We start from the raw sequence: 24,202 nt of genomic DNA on the forward strand, positions 1-24,202 counted from the left end.
TCCGGTGACATTCAAGGCCTGCGCAATGCGCAGGCCTTTTTTGTTTGTCGCCCGCGCGTCAGTCTTGGTCCGGTGCAACCGCCTTCGATTTCTTTACCACCGCAAAGCGTTCCAGAGTGCGCTTCCGTGCCTCGTCATGCTGGACGATAGGCGGCGGATAGTCCTTCCCAAGTGCGATTCCCGCAAGACGCAGTTCTTCCGGCGAGGATAGCCACGGCGCATGTACTGTCTTCGCAGACAGGCCTGCAAGTGTTGGCAGATAACGTTTGATGAACTTGCCTTCCGGGTCGAACTTCTCCGACTGCGTGACCGGATTGAATATCCTGAAATAGGGCTGTGCATCGCACCCGGTAGATGCAGCCCATTGCCAGCCGCCATTGTTTGCCGCCAGGTCGTAGTCCGTGAGCTTCTCGGCGAAATAGCGTTCGCCGCGCCGCCAGTCGATACCCAGGTCCTTGACCAGAAAGCTTGCCGTGACCATGCGCAGGCGGTTATGCATGTAACCCGTCTGGTTGAGTTGCAGCATCGCCGCATCAACCAGCGGATAGCCGGTCCGGCCCTCGCACCAGTCGTGGAACATGGATTCTGCATGGGGGCCGGCTTCCCATTCGATAGCATCGTATTCCGGTTTGAATGCATGGCCGACGACATGCGGATGGTGATGCAGGATCATGAAATAGAAGTCGCGCCAGATGAGTTCGCTGAGCCAGGTAGCGGCCCCGCTTTCTCCGGTGCGCATCGCCGCGACAGCATGCCGCGCCAGCCCGCGTATCGAAACGGTGCCGAATCGCAGATGCGCCGAGAGATAGGAAGGCCCCTTGACCGCGGGGAAATCCCGCGTGCGGTCGTACTGCGCCAGCCGGGAAGTAAATTCGTCGAATAGCGCCTGCCCACCGGACATGCCGGGCGGCACCGGCAAAGGGACATCTTCAAAGCCGAGGTCGGCGAGTGCCGGCACGGGACCGGTATCCTCCGGCAGGGCAAGCTGATTTGGCGCAGGGATGACGGTATGCGGCGCCAGGCTTGACTCTTCCGTGGCATGCAGCGTTTTCAGCCAGGCATTCTTGTAGGGCGTGAAGACGGAAAACGGTTTTCCGGATTGGGACAGCACGTCTTCCCGTTCGAAAATCACCTGATCCTTGAAACTCAGCCATGTACGTCCGTCCGCGTTCAGTTGCCTTGCAACAGCGGCGTCCCTGGCGACCGCAGCAGGTTCGTAGTCATGGTTGGCGAATACCGCGTCAACGCCGAGTTCTGCGGCCAGCCGCGGAATGTCATCAACCGCATGGGCATGGCGGACGATGAGGCCGCCGCCTGTGGCACGCAGCGCAGCATCCAGATTGGCAACAGTGGCGTGGATGAAAGCCACGCGCCGATCCCGGCGGGACAGGGGATCGAGGATTTCCTTGTCAAAAACGAAAGCACAGTAAACCGTACGGCTTTCGGCAAGCGCGGCGTGCAGCGCGGCATGGTCGAAATCGCGCAAATCGCGGCGAAACCAGACGAGGGACTTGTCGAATCGATGCATGCGGGACCTTTGATCCATGAAGGGAATTCCCTGTTTGATGCGCTTTCCGGGGTGGGAATCCGGTCAAAACTGCTAAAATGCTCATTATGGTGAAACCCAGCAAGTCCCGCACGTTTTCTGCTAAACCTGGCTCGACCCAGGATAATCCCGATTTTTCCGAATCTCCCGCCAAGTCGTCTTTGCCCCAGTTGAATCTCGTCGATCACTTCCTGATTGCCATGCCGTCCATGCTCGATCCGGTGTTCGGCGGCACGGTCGTGTACATGTGCGAGCACAATGACGAGGGTGCCCTCGGTGTGATCATCAACAAGGCGACCGACATGACGATGGATGTGCTGTTCGAGCGCATCGACTTGTCGCTGGAGATCGAAGCCGGCCGCATTCCGGGCGACAAGAGTCCGGTGATGTTCGGAGGTCCCGTGCAGGTGGAGAGGGGATTCGTGCTCCACGCGCCGCATGGTGTGTACTCTTCCATGATGAAAGTCACCGACGACATTGCGCTGACCACCTCCAAGGATGTGCTCGAGGCAGTGGCGGTCGGCAGTGGGCCGCAGCGCCTTCTCGTCAGCCTCGGCTGCTCGGGCTGGAGTGCCGGGCAGCTGGAAGATGAAATCTCCCGCAATGGCTGGCTGACGGTGCGCGCCGACCCGGCGATCATCTTCGACATGCCCATCGAGGAACGTTTTGCGGCCGCCATGAAACTGCTCGGCATCGATCCGATGATGCTGGCAGGTGAAGCGGGGCATGCGTAAGACGTGGAAACGGTCCTCTGTTTCGACTTCGGTCTGAAACGCATCGGCGTGGCTGTCGGCAATACCCTGATCCGGCAGGCGCAACCGCTCTCCGTCATTGCGGCGGCGACGAACGACGCGAAATTCGCCGGGATCGGCGCCTTGATCCAGGAGTGGCAGCCCAAGCTGTGCGTGGTGGGACTGCCGCTGCATCCCGACGGCGCGGAGCACGAGATGACCGTGCGCTGCCGCCGGTTCGCCAACCAGCTGAACGGAAGGTTCGGCGTGGCGACCGCGCTGGTGGATGAGCGTTATTCTTCTGCGGTGATTGCACAGAAGCGCGGCGAAGCGGTCGATGCGCAATCCGCAGCAATAATTTTGCAACAATACTTCAATGACTATGCCGAATCCTAATTTCGACGCCGAGGCGCTGTATCGCGCGCTCGCGGACCGCGTCAAGGGCGGGCTCGCGAATGCCGAACAGGTCGCCATCGTCGGCATCTACTCCGGCGGTGCCTGGCTTGCCGAGCGTCTTGCCGCCGAGATGCAGCTCACCGACCGCCTGGGCTTTATCGACGTGTCCTTCTATCGTGACGATTACGCGGAGCGCGGCTTGCATGCCGAGGTCAAGCCGACGCAGATCCCGTTCGAAGTCGAAGGCGCGACCATCCTGCTAGTGGATGACGTGCTCTATACCGGGCGTACCACCCGCGCTGCGATCAACGAGCTGTTCGATTACGGCCGTCCGGCCAAGATCATGCTGGCGGCCCTGGTCGACCGCGGTGGACGCGAGCTGCCGATCGCTGCCGATTTCGTCGCCGATACAGCAACCCTGTCCGATGACCAGCAGCTCGTGCTGCAACGCGCCGACGACGGCCGACTCTCCCTCACGGTGGACCATGCATAACCCGCAACTGAACAAGAACGGCGAGCTGCAGCACCTGCTCACCATCGAAGGCCTGCCGAAAGCGGTCATCAACCATATCCTCGATACCGCCTCCTCCTTCGTCAGCGTGAGCGACCGCGAAGTGAAGAAGGTTCCGCTCATGCGCGGCAAGAGTGTGTTCAACCTGTTCTTCGAGAATTCCACGCGCACTCGCACGACCTTCGAGATCGCTTCCAAGCGGCTGTCGGCGGACGTGATCAACCTGAACATTTCGGCGTCGAGCACGGCGAAGGGCGAATCGCTGCTCGACACCATCGACAACCTGGCGGCCATGCATGCCGACATGTTCGTCGTGCGCCATGCACAGTCGGGCGCGCCCTACCTGATCGCCAAGCACCTGATCGACACCAACCAGCCGCACGTCCATGTGGTCAATGCCGGCGACGGACGCCACGCGCATCCGACGCAGGGCTTGCTGGACATGTACACCATCCGCCACTACAAGAAGGATTTCACCAACCTGACGGTGGCAATTGTCGGCGACATCCTGCACAGCCGCGTGGCACGTTCCGACATCCATGCGATGACCACGCTTGGCGTGCCGGAAGTGCGCGCCATCGGCCCGCGCACCCTGCTGCCGGGCGGGCTGGAGCAGATGGGTGTGCGCGTCTTCCACGACATGAATGAAGGCCTCAAGGGCGTCGACGTGATCATCATGCTGCGTCTGCAGAACGAGCGCATGTCCGGCGCGCTGCTGCCCTCCGCGCAGGAATTCTTCAAGAGCTACGGCCTGACGCCGGAGCGCCTGGCACTGGCCAAACCCGACGCCATCGTGATGCACCCCGGTCCCATGAACCGCGGCGTGGAAATCGACTCGGCGGTCGCGGACGGCGCGCAGGCGGTGATCCTGCCGCAGGTGACCTTCGGTATTGCGGTACGCATGGCGGTGATGAGCATTTTGGCGGGAAATTAATCAATGAAACTCCATATCAAGAATGGCCGCCTCATCGATCCGGCCAGCGGTATCGATGCGCAACAGGATTTGTTCATCGCGGCAGGGAAGGTCGTTGCAGTAGGTAATGCACCCGATGGCTTTCACGCCAGCAAGACCATCGATGCAACCGGCATGGTGGTGATCCCCGGACTGGTCGACCTGAGTGCACGCCTGCGCGAGCCGGGTTACGAATACAAGGCGACGTTGGAATCGGAAATGCAGGCCGCGATGCAGGGCGGCGTCACCAGCCTGGTCTGTCCGCCGGACACCGATCCGGTTCTGGATGAACCGGGTCTGGTCGAGATGCTCAAGCATCGTGCGAAGGGACTCAACCAGGCCCACGTTTACCCGCTGGGTGCATTGACCATGGGACTCAAGGGCGAGGCGCTGACCGAGATGGCGGAATTGACCGAGGCAGGATGCATCGGCTTTTCGCAGGCGGAAGAGGCAATCGTCGATACCACCGTGCTGATGCGCGCGATGCAGTATGCGAACACCTTCGGCTACACCGTCTGGCTGCGTCCGCAGGATCCGCACCTCGGCCGGGGCGGGATCGCGCACAGTGGTCCGGTCGCGTCGCGCTTGGGCCTGTCCGGCGTGCCGGTCGCTGCCGAGACCATCGCCTTGCACACGATCTTCGAGCTCATGCGCAACACAGGCGCGCGTGTCCACCTGTGCCGTATTTCTTCGGCGGCTGGCATCGAGCTGGTACGCGCTGCGAAGAAGGAGGGTCTGCCCGTCACCTGCGACGTTGGTGCGCACCATGTGCACCTGACCGATGTCGATATCGGCTTCTTCGATCCCAATGCGCGCATGACGCCGCCATTGCGCGCACAGCGCGACCGCGACGCCATTCGCCAGGGATTGGTGGATGGCACCGTCGATGTCATCTGCTCCGATCACACACCGGTCGACGATGACGAGAAGCTGTTGCCTTTCGGCGAAGCTTCGCCGGGTGCAACCGGCCTGGAATTGCTCCTGCCGCTGGTGTTGCGCTGGGTGGAAGATGCGAAAGACAAGCAACTGCTCGGCAAGGCGATTGCGAAGATGACGTCGGAGGCGGCGCGCGTCGCAGGACTGGTGACCGGAAGACTGTCTCCCGGCAGCGTGGCCGACGTCTGCATCTTCGACCCGGCGGCCCGCTGGAAGGTGGATGCGAAGGCGTTGGCCAGCCAGGGCAAGCATACGCCTTTCCTCGGTTATGAAGTGACAGGCCAGGTCCGGATGACGATCGTCTCGGGACATATCGCTTTCGAGCGTTGAGCGCCGTGATCGCGATCCGGCTGCTGCGTGTCCTGATCCATCTTTTCCAAGGGCTCGCGACATGCGCGCTGGTGTTCCCGCTGATCGACGATGCGGGGCGCCGGGCACGCATCAAGACATGGTCCATCCGCCTGGTTGCACTGTGCGGTGTCAGCGTGCGGATCGAGCATCACCGGGAAGCACAGTCGGCGCCGCGTGCGCTGATGGTGTCCAACCATGTGTCCTGGCTCGATATCTTCGTCATCAATTCGCTGTACCCCACCCGCTTCGTGGCCAAGTCGGATATCCGCAGCTGGCCGCTGATCGGGTGGCTTTGCGAGAAGACGGGAACCATCTTCATCGCGCGCGGCAAGCTTCGCGATGTGCGGCGGATCTACCAGGGGCTCGTGGCCAGCCTGCATGCCGGTGAACATGTTGCCTTTTTTCCCGAGGGAACGACGGCGCCGCAGGGTACGCTGCTGCCTTTCCATGCCAATCTTTTCGAGGCTGCCATCGAGGCCGGCGTCCCGGTCCAGCCGTACGCAGTGCGCTACCTTGACAGTAACGGCCGGCCGCATCCGGCGGCCGACTTCGTGGGCGACATGACGTTCGTGCAGAGCCTCATTGCCGTCCTCAAGGCCGGCGGCATGACGGCCGAATTGACCGTGCTACCTGTGATCGACACGGGCATGACCTCCCACCGCCGGGAACTGGCGGATACCGCGCGCGAAGTGATCGCAGCGGTCCTTGGCGATACCCTGGTCAACGATCAGATCGAACCGGGCCGCTGATACTGCGGGCAATCCACCTGGATGACGGAGCGGTCTTCCAGGCAGACCGCTGTCAGTTTGCCGCCCCACAAGCATCCGGTGTCGAGGCTGATCAGGTTGGGGCGCAAGGTCAGGCCCAGCGTCGACCAGTGGCCGAAGACGACGGTCACATCTTCCGTTTTCCGGCCGGGAACGTCGAACCAGGGCATGTAACCGGGCAAGGCGGTTTCGACGCCTTTCGAAGCAGCCAGGTCCATCGTCCCATCAGGAGTGCAGAACCGGATACGGGTCAGTGCATTCACCACGCAGCGCAGCCGGTCTGCGCCTTCCAGCCTGTCGTCCCAGCGCGCCGGTTCATTGCCGTACATCTGGCGCAGGAATCCGATCCAGTCAGGTCCGCGCAGGACGCTCTCGACTTCATGCGCGAGCGACATCGTCTGCTCCGCCGACCATTGTGGCACCACGCCCGCGTGCACGAGAAGATGTCCGTTTTCGAGCAGCGCCATGGGCTGGCGGCGCAACCAGTCCAGCAAGTCATCGCGATCGGGCGCTTCGAGAACGTCGCCGAGGGTATCCGAGGGGTGCTGCTTGCGGATACCATGCGCCACGGCCAGCAAATGCAGGTCGTGATTGCCTAATACCATATTTGCGGTATCGCCGAGGGCCTGTACTTCCCTTAAAGTGGCGAGCGAACGCGGGCCGCGATTGACCAGGTCGCCCAGGAAAATGAAACGGGGTTCAGGACAGACCGCCCGGATGCGATCAAGCAGCTCCGAGAGCTTTGGCTGGCAACCCTGCAAGTCGCCGATGACATAAGTGGACATATTGAAATGCTAAGTTTTCTGTGAGGCAAGACGCTGATACCAGCCCGGCATTATATGAAAGTTCGGCACGCGGCCGTGGTAGGTAACAAATCCTTACGGCAGTGCGCAGCGAGACCTGATTAAATACAAATCCGCTGAAGATGCGTGCAAATTCATCAACATTTTCAAGTAAAATCATAGGTTTAGCAAAATTCATGATGTCGTGCAGGGTACCTGAATGATTTTAGTGACGGGCGGAGCCGGATTTATCGGTTCGAACTTCGTGCTCGGCTGGCTGGCAGGAAATGACGAACCCGTCGTCAACCTGGACAAGCTGACCTATGCAGGCAACCTGAAGAACCTGGACGCGGTTCGGCAGGATGCACGCCACATATTTGTGCGCGGCGACATTTGCGACGCGGCATTGGTGGGCAGCCTGCTGGAAAGACACAGGCCTCGGGCCATTGTTCATTTTGCTGCGGAGAGCCATGTCGATCGATCGATCCATGGTCCCGGCGAATTCGTGACCACCAATGTCACCGGCACGTTCGTCTTGCTCGAAGCTGCTCGTGCCTATTATTCCGGCCTGCGGGAGGAAGAGAAAAAGTCATTCCGCATCCTGCATGTGTCGACGGACGAAGTGTACGGCTCGCTGGAGCCGGACGATGCGCCATTTACCGAAACGACCGCTTATGCCCCGAACAGCCCGTACTCCGCATCCAAGGCGGCCTCGGACCATCTGGTGCGCGCGTACCGGCACACCTATGGACTGCCAACGCTGACGACGAACTGCTCCAACAATTATGGCCCGTTCCAGTTTCCCGAAAAGCTGATTCCACTGATGATTGCCAATGCCCTTGCCGCCAAGCCGCTGCCTGTCTATGGAGACGGGCGGAACGTGCGCGACTGGCTGTATGTCGGCGATCATTGCTGTGCCGTACAAAGGATCCTGCAGGATGGCCGGCCGGGCGAAACGTACAACATCGGCGGCTGGAATGAAATGACCAACCTCGATGTCGTCCATACGCTGTGCGACATCCTTGATGAGCTTGTGCCGAAGCGCGGCAGCTATCGCGACCAGATTACCTTCGTGACGGATCGTCCCGGCCATGATCGCCGTTACGCGATAGATGCGCGGAAGATCGAGCGCGAACTTGGCTGGAAGCCGGCGGAGACATTCGCGACGGGCATCCGGAAGACCGTGCAGTGGTATCTCGACCATCAGGACTGGGTAACCGATGTGCAGTCCGGCGAATATCTCAAGTGGGTCGAGAAGAATTACGGTGCCCGCAGCGCGGCGCAGGAGGGTACAGCATGACGCCGCAACGCAAGGGCATCATTCTCGCAGGCGGATCCGGGACGCGGCTGTACCCGGTCACCATGGCGGTCTCCAAGCAAATGCTGCCGGTGTACGACAAGCCGATGATCTACTACCCGCTCACGACGCTGATGCTGGCCGGGATACGCGACATCCTGCTGATTTCTACCCCGCAGGACACGCCCCGGTTCGCCGAGCTTCTTGGTGACGGAAGCCAGTGGGGCATCAGCATCCGTTATGCGGTGCAACCGTCCCCGGACGGGCTCGCTCAGGCGTTCATCATCGGGCGCGAATTCATCGCAGGCGGACCTTCCGCACTCATTCTCGGCGACAACATCTATTACGGCCACGATTTCGATACGCAGTTGCGCAAGGCACAGTCGCGCGAGGACGGAGCAACCGTGTTTGCCTACCATGTGAATGATCCCGAGCGATACGGCGTCGTCGAGTTCGACCAGAGCGGACGCGCGGTGAGTATCATCGAAAAGCCGGCCGTCCCGAAATCGAGCTACGCGGTGACGGGCTTGTACTTCTATGACCGTCAGGTGTGCGACATTGCGGCTTCGATCAAGCCGTCGGCTCGCGGGGAGCTGGAAATCACCGACGTGAACCAGGCCTACCTGGAGCGCGGGTGCCTGAATGTCGAGGTGATGGGCAGGGGCATGGCATGGCTCGACACCGGCACGCACGAATCCCTGGTCGATGCGTCCCAGTTTATCGCCACCATTGAAAAACGGCAGGGTCTGAAGGTCGCCTGCCCGGAAGAGATCGCCTTCCGCAAAAAGTATATTTCCACCGAGCAACTTGAGCGGCTCGCACAGCCGCTCAGGAAGAGCGGCTACGGCCAGTACCTGCTGCGCATCCTCACCGACAGCGTGTTCTGACCATGAATATCGTCCGTACGCCCATTGCCGATCTCCTCATTATCGAACCGCGCGTGTTTGGTGACGAGCGCGGTTTCTTTTTCGAGAGCTACAACGAGCGCCGCTTCCAGGAAGCGATCGGTGCGGCGGAGCCCGTTCGCTTCGTCCAGGACAACCATTCCCGCTCGGCGAAGAATGTGCTGCGCGGCCTGCATTACCAGGTCCGGCAACCGCAGGGAAAACTGGTGCGCGTCATCGCGGGCGAGGTGTACGATGTCGCGGTGGACCTGCGGCGTAGTTCGCCGACCTTCGGGAAGTGGTTCGGTGCCTACCTGTCGGCAGAGAACAAGCGCCAGATGTGGGTGCCGGCAGGGTTCGCACACGGTTTCGTCGTCACGAGCGACTCCGCCGACTTCCTGTATAAGACCACGGATTACTACGCGCCGGAGCATGAGCGCAGCATTGCCTGGAATGACCCCGCCATCGGGATAGAGTGGCCGTTGACTGGCGCTCCTGTTCTTTCAGCGAAAGACAGCAACGCATGCTCCTTGGCGGATGCGGAGATGTACGCATGAGAATCCTGGTGACAGGCCGTAACGGCCAGGTCGGGTACGAGCTCGAACGCAGCCTGCAAGGACTGGGCGAGGTCGTTGCCGTCGATTCGGAAGACATGGATCTCGCCGATTTCGACGCCATCCGCGCGGTGATGCGCGATGTGAAGCCCGCGCTGGTCGTGAATCCTGCTGCCTATACGGCTGTCGATATGGCAGAAAGCGAACCGGAACTTGCCATGCGTATCAACGGCGAAGCGCCCGGCATCATTGCCGAGGAGGCACGGAAGCTGGGCGCCGCGGTGATCCATTATTCAACCGATTATGTGTTCGACGGCAACAAGACCGGTGCCTACCGTGAAGACGACGTCGCCATGCCGCTCAACGTTTACGGCAGGACCAAACTGGCCGGTGAGCAGGCGGTGCAGGCGAGCGGCGCACCGCACCTGATTTTGCGCACGAGCTGGGTCTACGGCACGCGCGGCCGCAATTTCCTGCTTACCGTCAGGCGTCTCGCCGCGGAGCGCGATGAGCTTCGTATTGTCAATGATCAATACGGAGCACCTACATGGTGCCGTACCATTGCCGATACGACTGCCCATATCGTCGCAATGCTCGGGGCGGGACGGCAGGGGGCTGGTATCGACCATGACCTGTGGCAATCGAAATCCGGGCTCTACCACTTGACGGCACAGGGCCAGACCAGCTGGCACGGATTTGCCCAGACCATCATCGCGCACTGGTCCGCCGAACGGAAACCGGCAGTCATTCCGATTGCGTCGAAGGACTATCCGACGCCCGCGCGAAGACCTGCGAATTCGGTCCTGTCCTGCCAGAAGCTGATGGAAACATTCTGCCAGCTTCCCCGCTGGGACAGCGCCCTGAACCTGTGTCTCGAGTGACGGATGAGAAGTCAAGGCTGACCAGACCAGAAAACAAGCATTCCGAAGATCCGAAAAATCCAGAAAAGCGAGAAAACATCATGTTGATCCCCATTATTCTTTCCGGCGGTGCGGGTACACGTCTTTGGCCGGTATCGCGCGAGGCGTATCCGAAACCGTTCATGCGCATCGGCGACGGCAAGAGCCTGCTGACGCAGACGCATGAGCGTGCACTTGCCGTAGCGGGCAATACGGCGCCGCTGATCGTCACCAACCGGGACTATTACTTCCTCTCGCGCGATGAGCTGGCCGATCAGGAAGTCAAGCCGAACTATCTGCTTGAGCCGAGCGGCCGCAATACGGCTCCTGCCATCGCGCTGGCTGCAATGTGGGCCCTGGAGCAGGCAAACGATGCCTGCATGCTGGTGCTGCCGGCTGATCACTTGATCAAGGACACGCCTTCGTTCTATACCTCTGTGCGCCATGCGGAAAATCTTGCCAACGACGGCTTCCTGGTCCTCTTCGGCATCAAGCCGACCGGTCCGGAAACCGGTTTCGGTTACATCGAAATGGGCGACAAGGTAAGCGCCGAGGCTCAGTTCGTGAAGCGTTTCGTGGAAAAGCCGGATGCGGTAACCGCTGGCAAATACCTCGAACAGGGCAACTACGTCTGGAACAGCGGCATGTTCTGCTTCAAGGCAAGCGCGATCCTCGCTGCCTTCGAGGCCTACAACCCGAAGCTGCTGGAGGCTGCGCGCCAGACCTGGAACAGCACGAAACCCGATGGCGACAAGATGGAGCTGCCGGCTTCGTTCACCGCGCTGGAAAACATCTCCATCGACTATGCCGTGATGGAAAAGGCGCAGAACATCGCCGTCATTCCGGGCGATTTCGACTGGAGCGACATCGGCGCCTGGAAAGCGGTCGCCGAAGCGATTCCTGCCGACGAGCACGGCAACACCAACAACAATTGCCAGTCGATCGTCATCGACAGTCGTAATACCCACATCGAAACGAAGGATCGCCTCGTCGCGGTGATCGGCCTGGACAACATCCTGGTGGTCGATACCCCGGATGCGCTGCTGGTGGCCGACAAGTCCAAGAGCCAGGAAGTGCGCGAAGTCGTGGCACGCCTGAAGGCATCCGGCCATGAAGCGCACAAGACGCACCGCACCGTGGCGCGTCCCTGGGGCACCTACACCGTGCTGCAGGACGCGCCGGGCTTCAAGATCAAGCGCATCGCGGTCAAGCCGGGCGCTTCGCTGTCCCTGCAGATGCATCACCACCGCAGCGAGCACTGGGTTGTGGTGTCCGGCAAGGCGGAGGTCGTCAACGGCGAGCAGACCATCCAGCTCGAAGCCAACCAGTCCACCTATATCCCCGCCGGCAACAAGCACCGTCTCACGAATGTGGGCGAAACGGAGCTGGCCTTGATAGAGGTACAATGCGGCTCCTATCTGGGCGAGGACGACATCGTCCGTTTTGAAGATATCTACGGCAGGGTCAAATAATGGCAGTAGGCATGTTGCGCTCGATGTGAGATTCCAGTCGCACTACCGAAATTCGCCATCGTGTCCCATCAACGTCCTCAAGCCGCTGGTGAGGGTAGTGGCCTGTGCAGTCATCTTCTCGCGGGTGTATCGAGTGAGCTAGTCAAAAAATTTCGATATGTGCCGAACGAGGGGATGGACTAAGCATGACATTTTTATCAAACCGGTGGCGTTCGCCGGTTTTGATAGTCGCTGCGCAGAAACAGCTGCTGAACAAGCGCCATGTTGTTCCTGGCATAGTTTCGTGAACAAATTTGATTTCAATTATGGCCGCGAGCCTTATTTCCGATAAGTTGACTGAATGCCATGGCACTTCTTACCGGAAAGGACTTTGCACGAATCCCTCCCCATTCCCAGGTTAATTTTAATTACTCCTAAAAATGACTACATCCAAAACAGCGATCATCACCGGTATAACAGGCCAGGACGGTGCGTATCTCGCCGAGCTCCTGCTGAAGAAGGGTTATAAGGTCTACGGTACCTATCGCCGCACCAGTTCAGTCAACTTCTGGCGCATTGAAGAGCTGGGCATTGCCAAGGATCCGAACCTGCACCTGGTCGAATATGACCTGACCGACTTGAGCGCAAGCATCCGCCTGCTGCAGACCACTGGCGCATCGGAGGTCTACAACCTGGCGGCGCAAAGCTTCGTCGGCGTGTCCTTTGATCAGCCGGTCACTACCGCCGAGATTACCGGTATCGGTCCGCTGAACCTACTTGAGGCGATCCGTATCGTCGACCCGAAGATTCGCTTCTACCAGGCATCGACCTCCGAAATGTTCGGCAAGGTGCAGGCCATCCCGCAGATCGAGTCGACCCCGTTTTATCCGCGCAGCCCCTATGGCGTCGCCAAACTGTATGCGCACTGGATTACCGTGAACTACCGCGAGTCCTATGGCATCTTCGGTTGCAGCGGCATCCTGTTCAATCACGAGTCCCCGCTGCGCGGCCGTGAGTTCGTCACCCGCAAGATCACCGACTCCGTTGCCAAGATCCGCCTTGGCAAGCTTGACGTCCTGGAGTTGGGCAACCTGGATGCGAAGCGTGACTGGGGTTATGCGAAGGAATATGTGGAAGGCATGTGGCGCATGCTGCAGGCCGATGAGCCGGACACCTTTGTGCTGGCGACCAACCGTACCGAAACGGTTCGCGACTTCGTCACCATGGCGTTCAAGGCGGCCGATTTCCGTCTCGAATGGCGCGGTCACGGCGAGGATGAAGTCGCGCTCGACGCCTCTACCGGCAAGACTCTTGTGCGCGTAAATCCGAAATTCCACCGTCCGGCAGAAGTCGATCTCCTGATCGGCAATCCGGCGAAGGCCAAGGAAAAGCTCGGATGGGAGCCTGAAACGACGCTGGAGCAGTTGTGCCAGATGATGGTACAAGCTGACCTGCGGAGAAATGAGCGTGGCTTCTCCTTCTGATCAAGCGAATACGTTGTCGCGCGGCCGCGTTCTGCTGACGGGCGCCAACGGTTTTACAGGCAAGTATGTGCGCGCCGAACTGGAGGCGGCAGGGTATTCCGTGGTTGGTGCGCTTGTTGGTGCGTCGCGTGGCCCGCACGAGGTGACGCTTGATATTACCTCGCCCGACAACTGTCGCCGGGTGATGGAGACGGTACGCCCCGACTACCTGATCCACCTTGCCGCGATCAGTTTTGTGCAGCACGCCGACGCGGACGCCTTCTACCGCGTCAACGTGATCGGCACCATCAACTTGCTGCAGGCGATGGCCGATGCCGGCCTATCGCCGCGGCGTATCATCATTGCCAGCAGTGCCAATGTCTACGGTAACGCCACTGCGGGCGTCATTGCCGAATCCCAGGCTCCACAACCGGTCAACCACTATGCGGTGAGCAAACTGGCGATGGAGTTCATGGTGAAAACCTGGAGCGATCGCCTGCCGATCGTCATTACCCGTCCGTTCAATTACACCGGGGTGGGCCAGGAACCGCATTTCCTGGTGCCGAAGATTGTTTCCCATTTTGTGCAGCGCACGCCGGTCATCGAACTCGGCAATCTCGATGTGGAGCGGGATTTTTCTGATGTGCGCATGGTAGCGCAAGCCTACCGCGGCTTGCTGGAGCAGAACTGCGCCGGCCAGACCGTCAACGTCTGCAGCGGCCGGCCGTATTCGCTGCGTGCTATCCTCGACGCGATGCAAGAGATCGCCGGTTACGATATTGACGTACGAGTCAATCCCGCCTTCGTGCGGCAGTCGGATGTCAAGACGCTGGTTGGTTCGCCGGACAAGCTCCGCTCGCTGGTCGCCAATCTGCAGGCCATCCCGCTGGAGGAGACGCTGCGCTGGATGTATTCGGCCGGAACATCCACCTGAACACTATGCCGCCCGCCGTGCTTGGCGGCAAGCATCGACAAGAACGATATAAATGGACCTTTTCAACCGTATAAGGGTGGGCATCAATGCCGTGCCGATCCTGTCCCCCCTGACCGGGGTCGGGCAGTATACCTATCGGTTGATTGCGGAGTTGCAGCAGGTTCTCCCGAATAAGCCTTGGTTGTTTTACGGTACCTCTTGGGATCGCAATATCCGTATGGCGCCGCCACCGGGTGCGCGTGAATTGAATAACGCTATCAAGCGGTTCATGCCGCATCCCCACCTGATCACACGCTTTCTCAAGCAGACAAGGTTCACGTCGGGGGCACGCAGGCACAAGGTCAACCTGTACCATGAACCGGCCTTCCTGGCGTATCGGTTCAAGGGGCCGACTGTAGTGACTATACATGACCTGTCCTGGATCCGGCATCCGGAGACGCATCCGGCAGAGCGCTTGCGCGAGATGAATCGGTTCATGCCGAAAGTGGTCGAGCATGCGTCACATATCGTGGTCGATTCCGATTTTGTGCGCAGGGAAGTCATGACGCACTACGGCGTGCCAGGCGACCGCGTGACGACCGTTCTGCTCGGCGTGGGAGCGGAATTCCGCCCCATAAGTGCGGCGCTTTGCAAGCCGGTGCTGGATCAGTGCGGATTGGAATACGGACATTATCTGCTCGCCGTCGGCACGCTCGAGCCGCGCAAGAACCTGTCAACTGTCATCGCCGCCTTCGAACAGCTGCCCGACCGTGTCCGCCAGCGTTTTCCACTGGTCATCGTCGGTATGAACGGCTGGGGGATGGAGCGTTTTTCACATAGCCTGCGCCACATGGTGATCAAAGGGGAGGTGCGGCTGCTGGGGTACGTCGCCCAAGCCGAGTTGCCGGCCTTGTATTCCGGGGCACGGCTGTTTGTCTATCCTTCCTTGTATGAAGGCTTCGGACTCCCCCCACTGGAAGCCATGGCGTGCGGCGTACCGGTGATCGCATCATGCCGTGCCTCGCTACCCGAAGTGGTTGGCGAGGCGGGAATTCTAGTCGAGTCGATGGACGATGCCGCGATTGCAGGTCACATGCGTTCGCTGATAGAGGATGATGGCTTGCATGCACGCCTGGGGCAGGCAGGGCAGGCACGCGCCGCTGCATTCACCTGGCGCAAGTTTGCGCGTGAGACAATCGCCGTTTACAAGAAAATTATTGCCCATGTCGATTAGCTGCTCAGTGGTGAGTTACCACAATCCATCAGGACAGATTGCAAATGTTTTGCGCAGTATCTCGGCCACGCCTGGGGTCGCGCTGACACTGATCGACAATTCTCGCGACGACCGCCTTGCGAAGGTAGCTCGGCAATTTGGCGCCCGTTATATCCATCGTCCCGACAATCCCGGTTTCGGCGCTGCCCACAATATTGCAATCGAAGAAGCCATTGCCGGCCCTGCACCCTACCACATAGTTATTAATCCGGATGTGAGCTTCGGACCGGAGGTTATACCAGGCCTGCATGCATTCATGGAGGCGCATCCGGATATCGGACTGGTCATGCCCGATATCCGTTATCCGGATGGAAGCAGGCAGCATCTGTGCAAACTGCTGCCGCATCCGGGCGACCTGCTGGTACGCCGGTTCCTGCCTGCGCTCTATCGCCTGAGCGGCCGCCTGGATACGTATGAGATGCGATCCAGCGGTTACGACCGCACGATGGATGTGCCGGCGCTGTCGGGATGTTTCATGTTCCTGCGCACATCGGTCCTGAAGAACACCGGCGGGTTTGACAGGCGCTATTTCATGTACCTGGAGGATGTGGACCTGTCGCGTCGCATCGGACGCATAGCGCGTACCGTGTATTATCCGGCGGTGTCCATCACACATGCCTACCAGAAGGGTTCCTACAAAAGCAGCGTGCTGCTGACCCGCCACGTCCGTTCGGCGATCCGATATTTCAACAAATGGGGCTGGTTCTTCGATGCCGAACGCTTCGCCGTGAACCGGGCAGCGTTGCGTGCGCTGGAGAAACCGAAGAGCGTGGTTGATCCGGCACCGCCGCTTCCCGATCGGAAATAGGAGCGCCGGCATGAAAAGTGTCCTGATCGACCTGACACAGCTGCCTCTCGAACGGACTGGTGTCGGCATTTATGCGGTGAACTATGTAAAGCGGCTGCAGGCGCAGGTTGGCGAGACGCGCCTGCATTTCCTGGTCCTGGACGACGACGCCGAACTTCTCCGTGATATCCGGATGATTCCAAATGCGACTGCTATCGTCTTGAGGGCGAAGCTGTTCCGGCGTTTTCTGTTCCGTGTGTTGCTGGAGCAGGTGATCATGCCCGTGCTTGCGTTGATGAAAGGCATCGACGCAACGCATTCGCTGCATTACAGCTTTCCGCTGCTGTCTTTTGGCCGCTTCAAGCGCATTGTCACGGTATGTGACATGTCCTTCTTCCTGTTTCCGGAGCTGCATGTGCTTGCCAAGCGCGTGTTCTTCCAGTTCTTCATCCGGCGCCTGCCCAAAGTGGAGGGATTGCTGTTCATTTCCGAATCGACGATGCATGACTTCATGCGGTTCTTTCCCCGATGCGAAGCGCAGCGATGTGTAATACCGCTCGGCGCCGACCTCGCGCGCCTGCAGGCGCCTGCAGACTCGCATGTCGTCGATGAGCTACGTCGGCGCTTCGGCATCGACCGTTTCATCCTCTACGTCGGTACGATCGAACCGCGGAAAAACATACTCGGACTTGTCAAGGCGTTCGAGCGCTGCGCGGTTTTCCGGACTGATGTCAAGCTGGTCATTGCGGGCAAGCTCGGCTGGGATTACGACAGCCTGATGCAATACATCAATTCCTCCGTATTGCGGGACAGGATCGTCCTTGCAGGATATGTGAACGAGGCAGAAAAGCACGCATTGCTCAAATCCGCATTGTTGTTCGCCTACGTGTCGTTTTACGAGGGCTTCGGTCTTCCTGTGCTGGAGGGAATGGCCGCAGGCGTGCCGACGATTACAAGCAACATTTCATCCATGCCGGAAGTGGCGGGCAGCGGTGCGCTGCAGGTCGATCCCAATGACATCGACCAGATAGCCGCCGCCATGCAATCCTTGCTGGATGACCCGGAGGCAAGGGCGAAGCTAGTGACACGCGGGCATGAGCAAAGCCGCACGTTCACATGGGAGAACACGACTGCCATTTCGCTGGATTTCTATGACCGCATGCTGGGACGGCGCGAAACAGGCGCCCGGCTCGGTCATTTGAGCGAGTAACTACAGCCGCATCGCCGCAACATGCACACTTTGCGCTTCTTCATCTTCAACCTGCTGGGGCACACACTGCCGATGGTGGTTGCGCTGGCGTCGGTCCCTGTGATCGCGCATTTTTCAGGTGTCGAGCGCCTGGGTGCGTTGGGCGTCGTTTGGGCGCTGGTCGGCTATTTCAGTTTCCTTGATTTTGGCCTGAGCAGGGTCGTGACGCGTCGCGTGGCGCAGGCTGCGGAACAGGGACAGCTGGAGTCGGAGCTGATGGATCTGCGCGGATTCTTCTGGTGGCGCGCGGTTCCTGCGCTACTGGCGATGGCAATGCTGCTGCTTGCCGCACGCGGTGTGTTTTCCGGATTGCTGCCGGCCGGTGAACTCGGACGGGAACTGGCGGCGAGCTGGCCGTGGATCTCATTCAGCATTCCGGTCACGCTAGCGACCAACTGGTTGCGTGGAGCGCTCGAAGGCGTGCATCGATTCGCGCGCGTCAACCTGATGCGGACGGTGTTCGGTGCATGGACATACGCAGCGCCAGCAGTGGCGTCGCTGATCATTCCGACGCTCGATAGCATGATCATCGGCATTGTGCTCGGGCGGGTGCTGGCCCTTGCTGCACATGCCTGGGCGTGCCTGCAGGCGGAGCGAGGCATCCTGATGGGACCGATTCGTCCGAAGCTGGCCGGGCAGGGACTGTTCTTTCAGGAGGGAGGGTGGATTACGATATCCAACGTCATCGGTCCGCTGATGCTGTACTCCGACCGGTTCGTACTGGCAGCGTTAGTACCTCCCAAGGCAGTCGCTTGGTATGTCACCTCTCAGGAAGTCTTGCTGCGCACAATGGTGATACCCGCCGCCCTGGCCGGAGTGCTGTTCCCAAAATTTGCCGGCAACCTTGATGCGAAGACCGAGGTACCCCTTGCGGCGCTGTACCAGCGTGGCGTCCGCATAATTTCAGCGATTATGCTGCCGCTGTGCGCGTTTGCCGCCGCAGGGGCATATGACGGCTTGCGCATTTGGCTCGGTGCACCGTTCGCCGCAAATGCGTATAGGGTGGTCGAGATCGTTGCACTCGGCATTTTTGTATACGCCATCTCCCATCTACCGCATGCCTGGCTGCAGGCTGTCGGGCGTGCCCACCTGACGGCCAAGGTACAGTTGGTCGAACTGCCGCTGTACGCACTTGGCCTGTATGCGGCGGTGTCGGAGTGGGGCATTGTCGGCGCGGCCTGGCTATGGGTGTTGCGCGTTTTCCTGGACTGCCTGCTCCTGCTGCGCCTGGTAGGGCAGGAAAGCGCCCGTCCGGTCACGGTGCCGGTACTGGTCGGGGTGACGTTTATCGCTGCTGCAGGCGCGTTGTCTGGCCCGGACCTGGAGTGGCCGTGGCGGGCAATCCTGTGTGCGGCGGCTGTTTTCGGCGGTGCCATTGTCGCCTGGTTCGGCCTGCTGAGCCGGGATGACCGCAACGAGGCATTCCGGTTGCGCAGCCGTTTCAGAACATTGCAAAAAGTGCAATGAAATTGTCTTGAATTCGTAAAAATAGATGTAATTGCGTGATTAACATCTGTCAATAATTTAGACTGTCACCTTCTTTTTGCCGGCGATCTCCGGCCTCCCGTGCCGTCTGCGATCGTCACAAGCGAGAAAGGCCGGCAAGGTGCACCATTACAACAATACATGTCGTCTTTCCTGATCAGTTTCATCGCCTCCGCTTTACTGACCCTGTTCGTCATCAGGCACGCGATCCGGCACCGCGCCGCGCTCGACAATGACCTCGACGGCGTGCAGAAGGTGCATGCGCGCGCCGTGCCGCGCATCGGCGGCTTGAGCATTTTCATTGCCGTCATCCTGAGCGCCGCCATTGCAATGTGGCGCACACCGCCCATCGGGCAGGGCGTCCTGCTGCTGCTCGTGTGCTCGGCGGTTGCCTTTCTGGGAGGCATTGTCGAGGACTTCACCAAGCGCGTGAGTCCGGCGCGTCGTTTGCTGCTGACCATGTTCGCGGCGGCAATGGGATATTTTCTGATCGATGCCAAGATCGAGCGTATCGACTGGATCTTTTCCCAGTGGACGATCGGCTGGGTGTGGATTGCGCTGCCGTTGACCGTGCTTGCCGTCGCCGGCATCGCCAATGCGATCAACATCATCGACGGCTTCAACGGCCTCGCGACCGTTGTCTCGATCAGCATGCTGATGTCGCTCGCCTATGTCGCGCTGCAGGTCAACGACACCTTCGTCCTGGTGGCGGCACTGATCGTCGCCGGCGCGGCAGCGGGCTTCCTCGTGTGGAACTATCCGGTCGGACTGATCTTCCTTGGCGACGGCGGCGCCTATTTCCTCGGCTTCATGCTCGCTGAATTGTCCGTGCTGCTGGTCATGCGCAATCCCCAGGTCTCGACCTGGTACGCTGTCCTGCTGCTGATCTATCCGGCATTCGAAACACTGTTCTCCGCCTATCGCCGCTTGTTCCTGCGCGGACAGTCGCCAGGCACGCCGGATGGCATCCACCTGCACAGCCTGATCTTCCGCAGGGTGGTATTGTGGGCGGTGGGCGGTCGCGACGCGCGCGCGCTGAACCTGCGCAATGCCTTGACGTCACCTTACCTGTGGCTGCTCTCGCTGATGGCTGTTGTCCCGGCAACGGTGTTCTGGCGCCATACCTGGGTGCTGATGGTACTGAGCGTGCTGTTCATCGTCAGCTATGTGTGGCTGTATGCGCGCATCGTGCGCTTCCGGTCGCCGCGCTGGATGTTTTTCGGCAAGAGAACCAAATAGGGCCGCAGAGGCCGTCGCGAACGTCGACACCGCTCTGCATTCAGTCAAGTTTTTCATTTTTATTTCTGATCGATCATGTCCTCCATCTCGCAAAGCATCTTCAAGGCCTACGACATCCGCGGCATCGTCGGCAAGACTCTCGACATCGGCGTTGCGCGCCAGATCGGCCAGGCCTTCGGCACCGCCGCCCGCATCAAGGGCGAGCAGACCGTCATCATCGGCCGCGACGGCCGCCTGTCCGGCCCGGAACTGTCCGCCGCGCTCGCCGCCGGCCTGCAGCGCGCCGGCATCAATGTGATCGACCTCGGCGTGGTCGCCACCCCCATGGTCTATTTCGCCACCCAGGTACTCGATGCGAAGTCCGGCATCATGGTCACCGGCAGCCACAACCCGCCCGACTACAACGGCTTCAAGATGGTGCTGGCCGGTGAAGCGATCTACGGCGACGCCATCCAGGGCCTGTACCAAACCATCGTGCGCGGCGACTTCGCCACCGGCAACGGCAGCTACGGCACGCACGACATCAGGCAGGCCTATATCGAGCGCATCGCCGGCGATGTGAAGACCAGCCGCAAGATGAAGATTGCGGTCGATTGCGGCAACGGCGTGGCCGGCGCCTTCGCGCCCGAGTTGTACCGCGCGATGGGCTGCGAGGTGATCGAACTGTTCTGCGAAGTCGACGGCAATTTCCCCAACCACCATCCCGACCCGGCGCATCCGGAAAACCTGCAGGACCTGATCCGCTGCCTGAAGGAAACCGACGCCGAGATCGGCCTGGCCTTCGACGGCGACGGCGATCGTCTCGGTGTGGTGACCAAGGATGGCCAGATCATTTACCCGGACCGCCAGCTGATGCTGTTTGCGAAGGACGTGCTCACGCGCCATCCGGGCAAGGAAATCCTGTACGACGTCAAATGCACGCGCCACATCGGTCCGTGGGTGAAGCAGCATGGCGGCGTGCCGCTGATGTGGAAGACCGGGCATTCGCTGGTGAAGGCCAAGCTGCGCGAGACGGGCGCGCCGTTGGGCGGCGAGATGAGCGGGCACGTCTTCTTCAAGGATCGCTGGTACGGCTTCGACGATGGCCTGTATGCCGGTGCGCGCCTGCTGGAACTGCTCACGCGCATGGACGATCCGTCGGCGGAACTGAATGCCTTGCCGCAGGCATCGAGCACGCCGGAGCTGCACCTGCACCTGGAAGAGGGCGAGAACGTGCAACTGATCGGCAAGCTGCAGAAGGAAGCGAAGTTCCCGGATGCGGAGCAGATCGTGACGATCGACGGCTTGCGCGTGGAGTATGCGGACGGCTTCGGCCTGGCGCGTTCGTCGAACACGACGCCGGTGGTGGTGATGCGATTCGAGGGCGAATCGCCCGAGGCGCTCAAGCGCATCCAGGACGAGTTCCGCCGCGCCATCCTTTCGGCGAAGCCGGACGCAAAACTGCCGTTCTGACCTGAATCGCCTTGCCCGTGAAAATCCTGATCGTACGCGTGTCCTCGCTCGGCGACGTCGTGCATAACATGCCGATGGTTGCCGATATCCTGCGCGCCTTTCCCGGTGCACAGATCGACTGGGTCGTCGAGGAAGCGTACGTGAACCTGGTGCGCCTGAACACGGGGGTACGCAATATCATTCCGTACGCGCTGCGCCGCTGGCGCAAGAGTCTCCTGTCGGGGCCGACGCGTGCCGAAATGCGCGCGTTCCACCAGCGTTTGCGCGCCGAGGAATACGACGTCGTATTCGATACCCAGGGCCTGCTCAAGACTGGCGTCGTGATGCGCATGGCGCGGCTTGTCCCCGGAGGCAGGCGCGTCGGGCTTGCCAACGGCACCGAAGGCTCGGGCTACGAAGGCGCCTCGCGTATCTTCCACACCATGAGCGTACCGGTCGGCCGCCACACGCACGCGGTGCTGCGAGGACGGCTCGTTGCGGCTGCCGCCCTCGGATATTCCATCGACCACCCCGCCGATTTCAGCTTGCGCGCGCCCGGCATGCCCCAGCTTCCCGCGTGGGTGCCCGCGGAACCGTATGCGGCATTCTTTCACGCCACGGCCCGGCCATCGAAGCAATGGTCGCCCGAGCGATGGGTTGCCGTCGCGCGGCTGCTGGCGGAGCGGGGACTGCACGTGCTGCTGCCATGGGGCAGCGAGGCTGAGAAGCAGGCCGCCGAAGCGCTTGCTGCACAGATGCCGAACGCGCGCGTGCTGCCCAGGCTGTCCATGATGGAAGCCGTCCTGCTGGCGCAGCGCGCGGCGCTGGCCATCGGCGTGGACACCGGGCTCACGCATATTGCCGCTGCCTATAACCGGCCGACCATCGAGCTGTACTGCGATTCGCCGCGCTGGAAAACGGAAGGCAACTGGTCGCCGAACATCATCAACCTCGGTGACCTTGGCGCGCCGCCGTCCGTCGAGGATGTCGCCGGCGCCATCGGACAATTGCTCGGACCGGCATCGGCACGGCCGCAGATTGCATGATCCGACTTCTCTATTCGCTCGCCTGGTGGCTGGCGCTGCCGCTGGTTCTTGGACGCCTGTGGTGGCGCGGCCGCAAGGAACCGGGCTACCGGCAACACATGGCAGAGCGGTTCGGCTTCTACGCCGTCAGGCCAGGCAGGAAAGTTCTTTGGGTACACGCGGTGTCTGTCGGCGAAACACGCGCAGCGGAACCGCTGGTCGACGCCTTGCTGCGCGACTATCCGGACCATGCCATCCTGCTGACCCACATGACGCCGACCGGGCGCGCGACCGGCAAGTCCCTCTTCCAGAAGCACGGCGACAGACTCGTGCAGTGCTACCTTCCCTATGACACGGGGCTCATGTCCGGCCGTTTCCTGAAGCATTTCAAGCCGCGCATCTGCATCCTGATGGAGACGGAAGTGTGGCCGAACCTGATTGCGCAATGCGTGAAGCATCGCGTGCCGGTTGCTCTGGTCAACGCACGTCTTTCCGAACGCTCGCTGGCCAAGGCGCAGCGCCTGTCTGCCCTGATGGCGGACGCCGCCAAGGGGTTCGCCTGCGTCGCGGCGCAGACCGACGCGGATGCGGAACGCCTGCGCCGCTTCGGTGCGCCGAACGTGAGCGTGACGGGAAGCATCAAGTTCGACGTCACGCCGCCGGAGCAGGCGCTTGCCACGGGAGCCGCCTTGCGCGCGATGATGGGCAGCCGGCCCGTTCTCCTTTGTGCGAGCACGCGTGAAGGGGAAGAGGACCTGATCCTCGATGAATTGAATGGCAGCGGGCTCGACCAGGCGCTGGTTGTCATTGTGCCCCGGCATCCCCAGCGCTTCGACGAAGTGGCAGCGAAAATCGCCGCACGCGGACTCGCGATGCAAAGACGGTCATCGCTCAATTCCGGATTGCCGGAAGGCATGCGCGTCGTGCTAGGCGATTCGATGGGCGAAATGTTCGCCTATTACGCCGCATGCGATCTTGCGTTTATCGGTGGCAGCCTGTTGCCGCTGGGCGGTCAAAACCTGATCGAGGCCTGCGCCGTCGGCAAGCCTGTACTGATCGGACCGCACACCTTCAATTTCAGCGTGGTGAGTGATGAAGCAATTGCTGCTGGCGCGGCATCGCGCGTGGAAACGGCTTCCGACATGCTCCGTGTCTCCGCCCGCCTGCTGGCAAACCAGGATGAACGCAAGCGCATGGGCGAGCACGCGTCTGCCTTCGCACGCCAGCACCGCGGCGCCACGGTGCGGACCATGGCCTTGCTCAAGCCATTGATCCGCTGA

The 24,202-nt window shown here is 60.7% G+C and carries 23 protein-coding genes; 21 read left to right on the plus strand and 2 right to left on the minus strand.

The features are described from left to right. Positions 1 to 58 precede the first annotated feature (58 nt). Positions 59 to 1,528: a cryptochrome/photolyase family protein gene (locus AC3WOY_RS18440; RefSeq protein WP_492429356.1), complete on the minus strand. Its 1,470-nt coding sequence runs from the start codon at positions 1,526 to 1,528 to the stop codon at positions 59 to 61. 86 nt (positions 1,529 to 1,614) lie between these two features. Here AC3WOY_RS18440 and AC3WOY_RS18445 point away from each other — a divergent pair, with 86 nt between their 5' ends. Genes AC3WOY_RS18445 through AC3WOY_RS18470 form a run of 6 tightly spaced genes read left to right on the plus strand, consistent with a single transcriptional unit; the run spans position 1,615 to position 6,172 of the window. Further along, positions 1,615 to 2,280 (plus strand): YqgE/AlgH family protein, encoded by a 666-nt coding sequence (locus tag AC3WOY_RS18445; protein ID WP_492426350.1) that lies wholly within the window; start codon positions 1,615 to 1,617, stop codon positions 2,278 to 2,280. Positions 2,281 to 2,283: 3 nt separating this feature from the next. Next, a complete protein-coding gene (gene ruvX, locus AC3WOY_RS18450; RefSeq protein ID WP_492426352.1) occupies positions 2,284 to 2,673 on the plus strand; it encodes a Holliday junction resolvase RuvX in 390 nt (129 codons plus the stop codon). Further along, complete coding sequence (gene pyrR, locus AC3WOY_RS18455) at positions 2,660 to 3,166, plus strand: bifunctional pyr operon transcriptional regulator/uracil phosphoribosyltransferase PyrR (protein ID WP_492426354.1); 507 nt, start codon at positions 2,660 to 2,662, stop codon at positions 3,164 to 3,166. The genes ruvX and pyrR overlap by 14 nt, the downstream gene beginning before the upstream one ends. Next, a complete protein-coding gene (locus tag AC3WOY_RS18460) occupies positions 3,159 to 4,118 on the plus strand; it encodes an aspartate carbamoyltransferase catalytic subunit (protein ID WP_492426356.1) in 960 nt (319 codons plus the stop codon). Before pyrR ends, AC3WOY_RS18460 begins: the two co-directional genes overlap by 8 nt. 3 nt (positions 4,119 to 4,121) lie before the next feature. Further along, a complete protein-coding gene (locus tag AC3WOY_RS18465; protein ID WP_492426358.1) occupies positions 4,122 to 5,402 on the plus strand; it encodes a dihydroorotase in 1,281 nt (426 codons plus the stop codon). Between the two features lie 5 nt (positions 5,403 to 5,407). After that, entirely contained in the window at positions 5,408 to 6,172 is a 765-nt protein-coding gene (locus tag AC3WOY_RS18470) for a lysophospholipid acyltransferase family protein (RefSeq protein ID WP_492429357.1), read from the plus strand. On the opposite strand, the gene AC3WOY_RS18475 is transcribed toward AC3WOY_RS18470, so the two are convergent. After that, entirely contained in the window at positions 6,151 to 6,975 is an 825-nt protein-coding gene (locus tag AC3WOY_RS18475; protein WP_492426360.1) for a symmetrical bis(5'-nucleosyl)-tetraphosphatase, read from the minus strand. The genes AC3WOY_RS18470 and AC3WOY_RS18475 overlap by 22 nt on opposite strands. Positions 6,976 to 7,192: 217 nt before the next feature. Between AC3WOY_RS18475 and rfbB the strand changes: the two genes are divergently transcribed. The 15 genes from rfbB to waaA all read left to right on the plus strand — a co-directional run bounded on the left by rfbB (position 7,193) and on the right by waaA (position 24,202). Then, entirely contained in the window at positions 7,193 to 8,272 is a 1,080-nt protein-coding gene (gene rfbB, locus AC3WOY_RS18480) for a dTDP-glucose 4,6-dehydratase (RefSeq protein ID WP_492426362.1), read from the plus strand. Continuing rightward, complete coding sequence (gene rfbA, locus AC3WOY_RS18485) at positions 8,269 to 9,156, plus strand: glucose-1-phosphate thymidylyltransferase RfbA (RefSeq protein WP_492426364.1); 888 nt, start codon at positions 8,269 to 8,271, stop codon at positions 9,154 to 9,156. The genes rfbB and rfbA overlap by 4 nt, the downstream gene beginning before the upstream one ends. A gap of 2 nt (positions 9,157 to 9,158) precedes the next feature. Then, positions 9,159 to 9,710, plus strand: a complete 552-nt coding sequence (gene rfbC, locus AC3WOY_RS18490) for a dTDP-4-dehydrorhamnose 3,5-epimerase (RefSeq protein ID WP_492426366.1) — start codon at positions 9,159 to 9,161, stop codon at positions 9,708 to 9,710. Further along, positions 9,707 to 10,588: a dTDP-4-dehydrorhamnose reductase gene (gene rfbD, locus AC3WOY_RS18495; protein WP_492426368.1), complete on the plus strand. Its 882-nt coding sequence runs from the start codon at positions 9,707 to 9,709 to the stop codon at positions 10,586 to 10,588. Before rfbC ends, rfbD begins: the two co-directional genes overlap by 4 nt. 80 nt (positions 10,589 to 10,668) lie before the next feature. Further along, positions 10,669 to 12,078: a mannose-1-phosphate guanylyltransferase/mannose-6-phosphate isomerase gene (locus AC3WOY_RS18500; protein ID WP_492426370.1), complete on the plus strand. Its 1,410-nt coding sequence runs from the start codon at positions 10,669 to 10,671 to the stop codon at positions 12,076 to 12,078. Positions 12,079 to 12,497: 419 nt separating this feature from the next. Then, a complete protein-coding gene (gmd, locus tag AC3WOY_RS18505) occupies positions 12,498 to 13,541 on the plus strand; it encodes a GDP-mannose 4,6-dehydratase (protein ID WP_492426372.1) in 1,044 nt (347 codons plus the stop codon). Next, a complete protein-coding gene (locus AC3WOY_RS18510) occupies positions 13,519 to 14,454 on the plus strand; it encodes a GDP-mannose 4,6-dehydratase (RefSeq protein ID WP_492426374.1) in 936 nt (311 codons plus the stop codon). Before gmd ends, AC3WOY_RS18510 begins: the two co-directional genes overlap by 23 nt. 52 nt (positions 14,455 to 14,506) lie before the next feature. After that, the gene (locus AC3WOY_RS18515) at positions 14,507 to 15,667 is read left to right on the plus strand and encodes a glycosyltransferase family 4 protein (RefSeq protein WP_492426376.1); all 1,161 of its coding nucleotides are present in this window, start codon (positions 14,507 to 14,509) and stop codon (positions 15,665 to 15,667) included. Further along, a complete protein-coding gene (locus AC3WOY_RS18520; RefSeq protein ID WP_492426378.1) occupies positions 15,657 to 16,514 on the plus strand; it encodes a glycosyltransferase in 858 nt (285 codons plus the stop codon). The genes AC3WOY_RS18515 and AC3WOY_RS18520 overlap by 11 nt, the downstream gene beginning before the upstream one ends. Positions 16,515 to 16,524: 10 nt before the next feature. Beyond that, positions 16,525 to 17,703, plus strand: a complete 1,179-nt coding sequence (locus tag AC3WOY_RS18525; RefSeq protein ID WP_492426380.1) for a glycosyltransferase family 4 protein — start codon at positions 16,525 to 16,527, stop codon at positions 17,701 to 17,703. A gap of 21 nt (positions 17,704 to 17,724) precedes the next feature. Further along, complete coding sequence (locus AC3WOY_RS18530) at positions 17,725 to 19,209, plus strand: flippase (protein ID WP_492426382.1); 1,485 nt, start codon at positions 17,725 to 17,727, stop codon at positions 19,207 to 19,209. A 159-nt stretch (positions 19,210 to 19,368) separates the two neighbouring features. After that, on the plus strand, positions 19,369 to 20,466 hold the full coding sequence (locus AC3WOY_RS18535) for an MraY family glycosyltransferase (protein ID WP_492426384.1): 1,098 nt from the start codon (positions 19,369 to 19,371) through the stop codon (positions 20,464 to 20,466). A 75-nt stretch (positions 20,467 to 20,541) separates the two neighbouring features. Then, positions 20,542 to 21,918: a phosphomannomutase/phosphoglucomutase gene (locus tag AC3WOY_RS18540; RefSeq protein ID WP_492426386.1), complete on the plus strand. Its 1,377-nt coding sequence runs from the start codon at positions 20,542 to 20,544 to the stop codon at positions 21,916 to 21,918. 17 nt (positions 21,919 to 21,935) lie between these two features. After that, entirely contained in the window at positions 21,936 to 22,943 is a 1,008-nt protein-coding gene (gene waaC / locus AC3WOY_RS18545; RefSeq protein ID WP_492426388.1) for a lipopolysaccharide heptosyltransferase I, read from the plus strand. Next, the gene (gene waaA / locus AC3WOY_RS18550; RefSeq protein ID WP_492429358.1) at positions 22,943 to 24,202 is read left to right on the plus strand and encodes a lipid IV(A) 3-deoxy-D-manno-octulosonic acid transferase; all 1,260 of its coding nucleotides are present in this window, start codon (positions 22,943 to 22,945) and stop codon (positions 24,200 to 24,202) included. Before waaC ends, waaA begins: the two co-directional genes overlap by 1 nt.

The sequence above is a fragment of the Noviherbaspirillum sp. FW303-A3 genome (assembly GCF_058788695.1).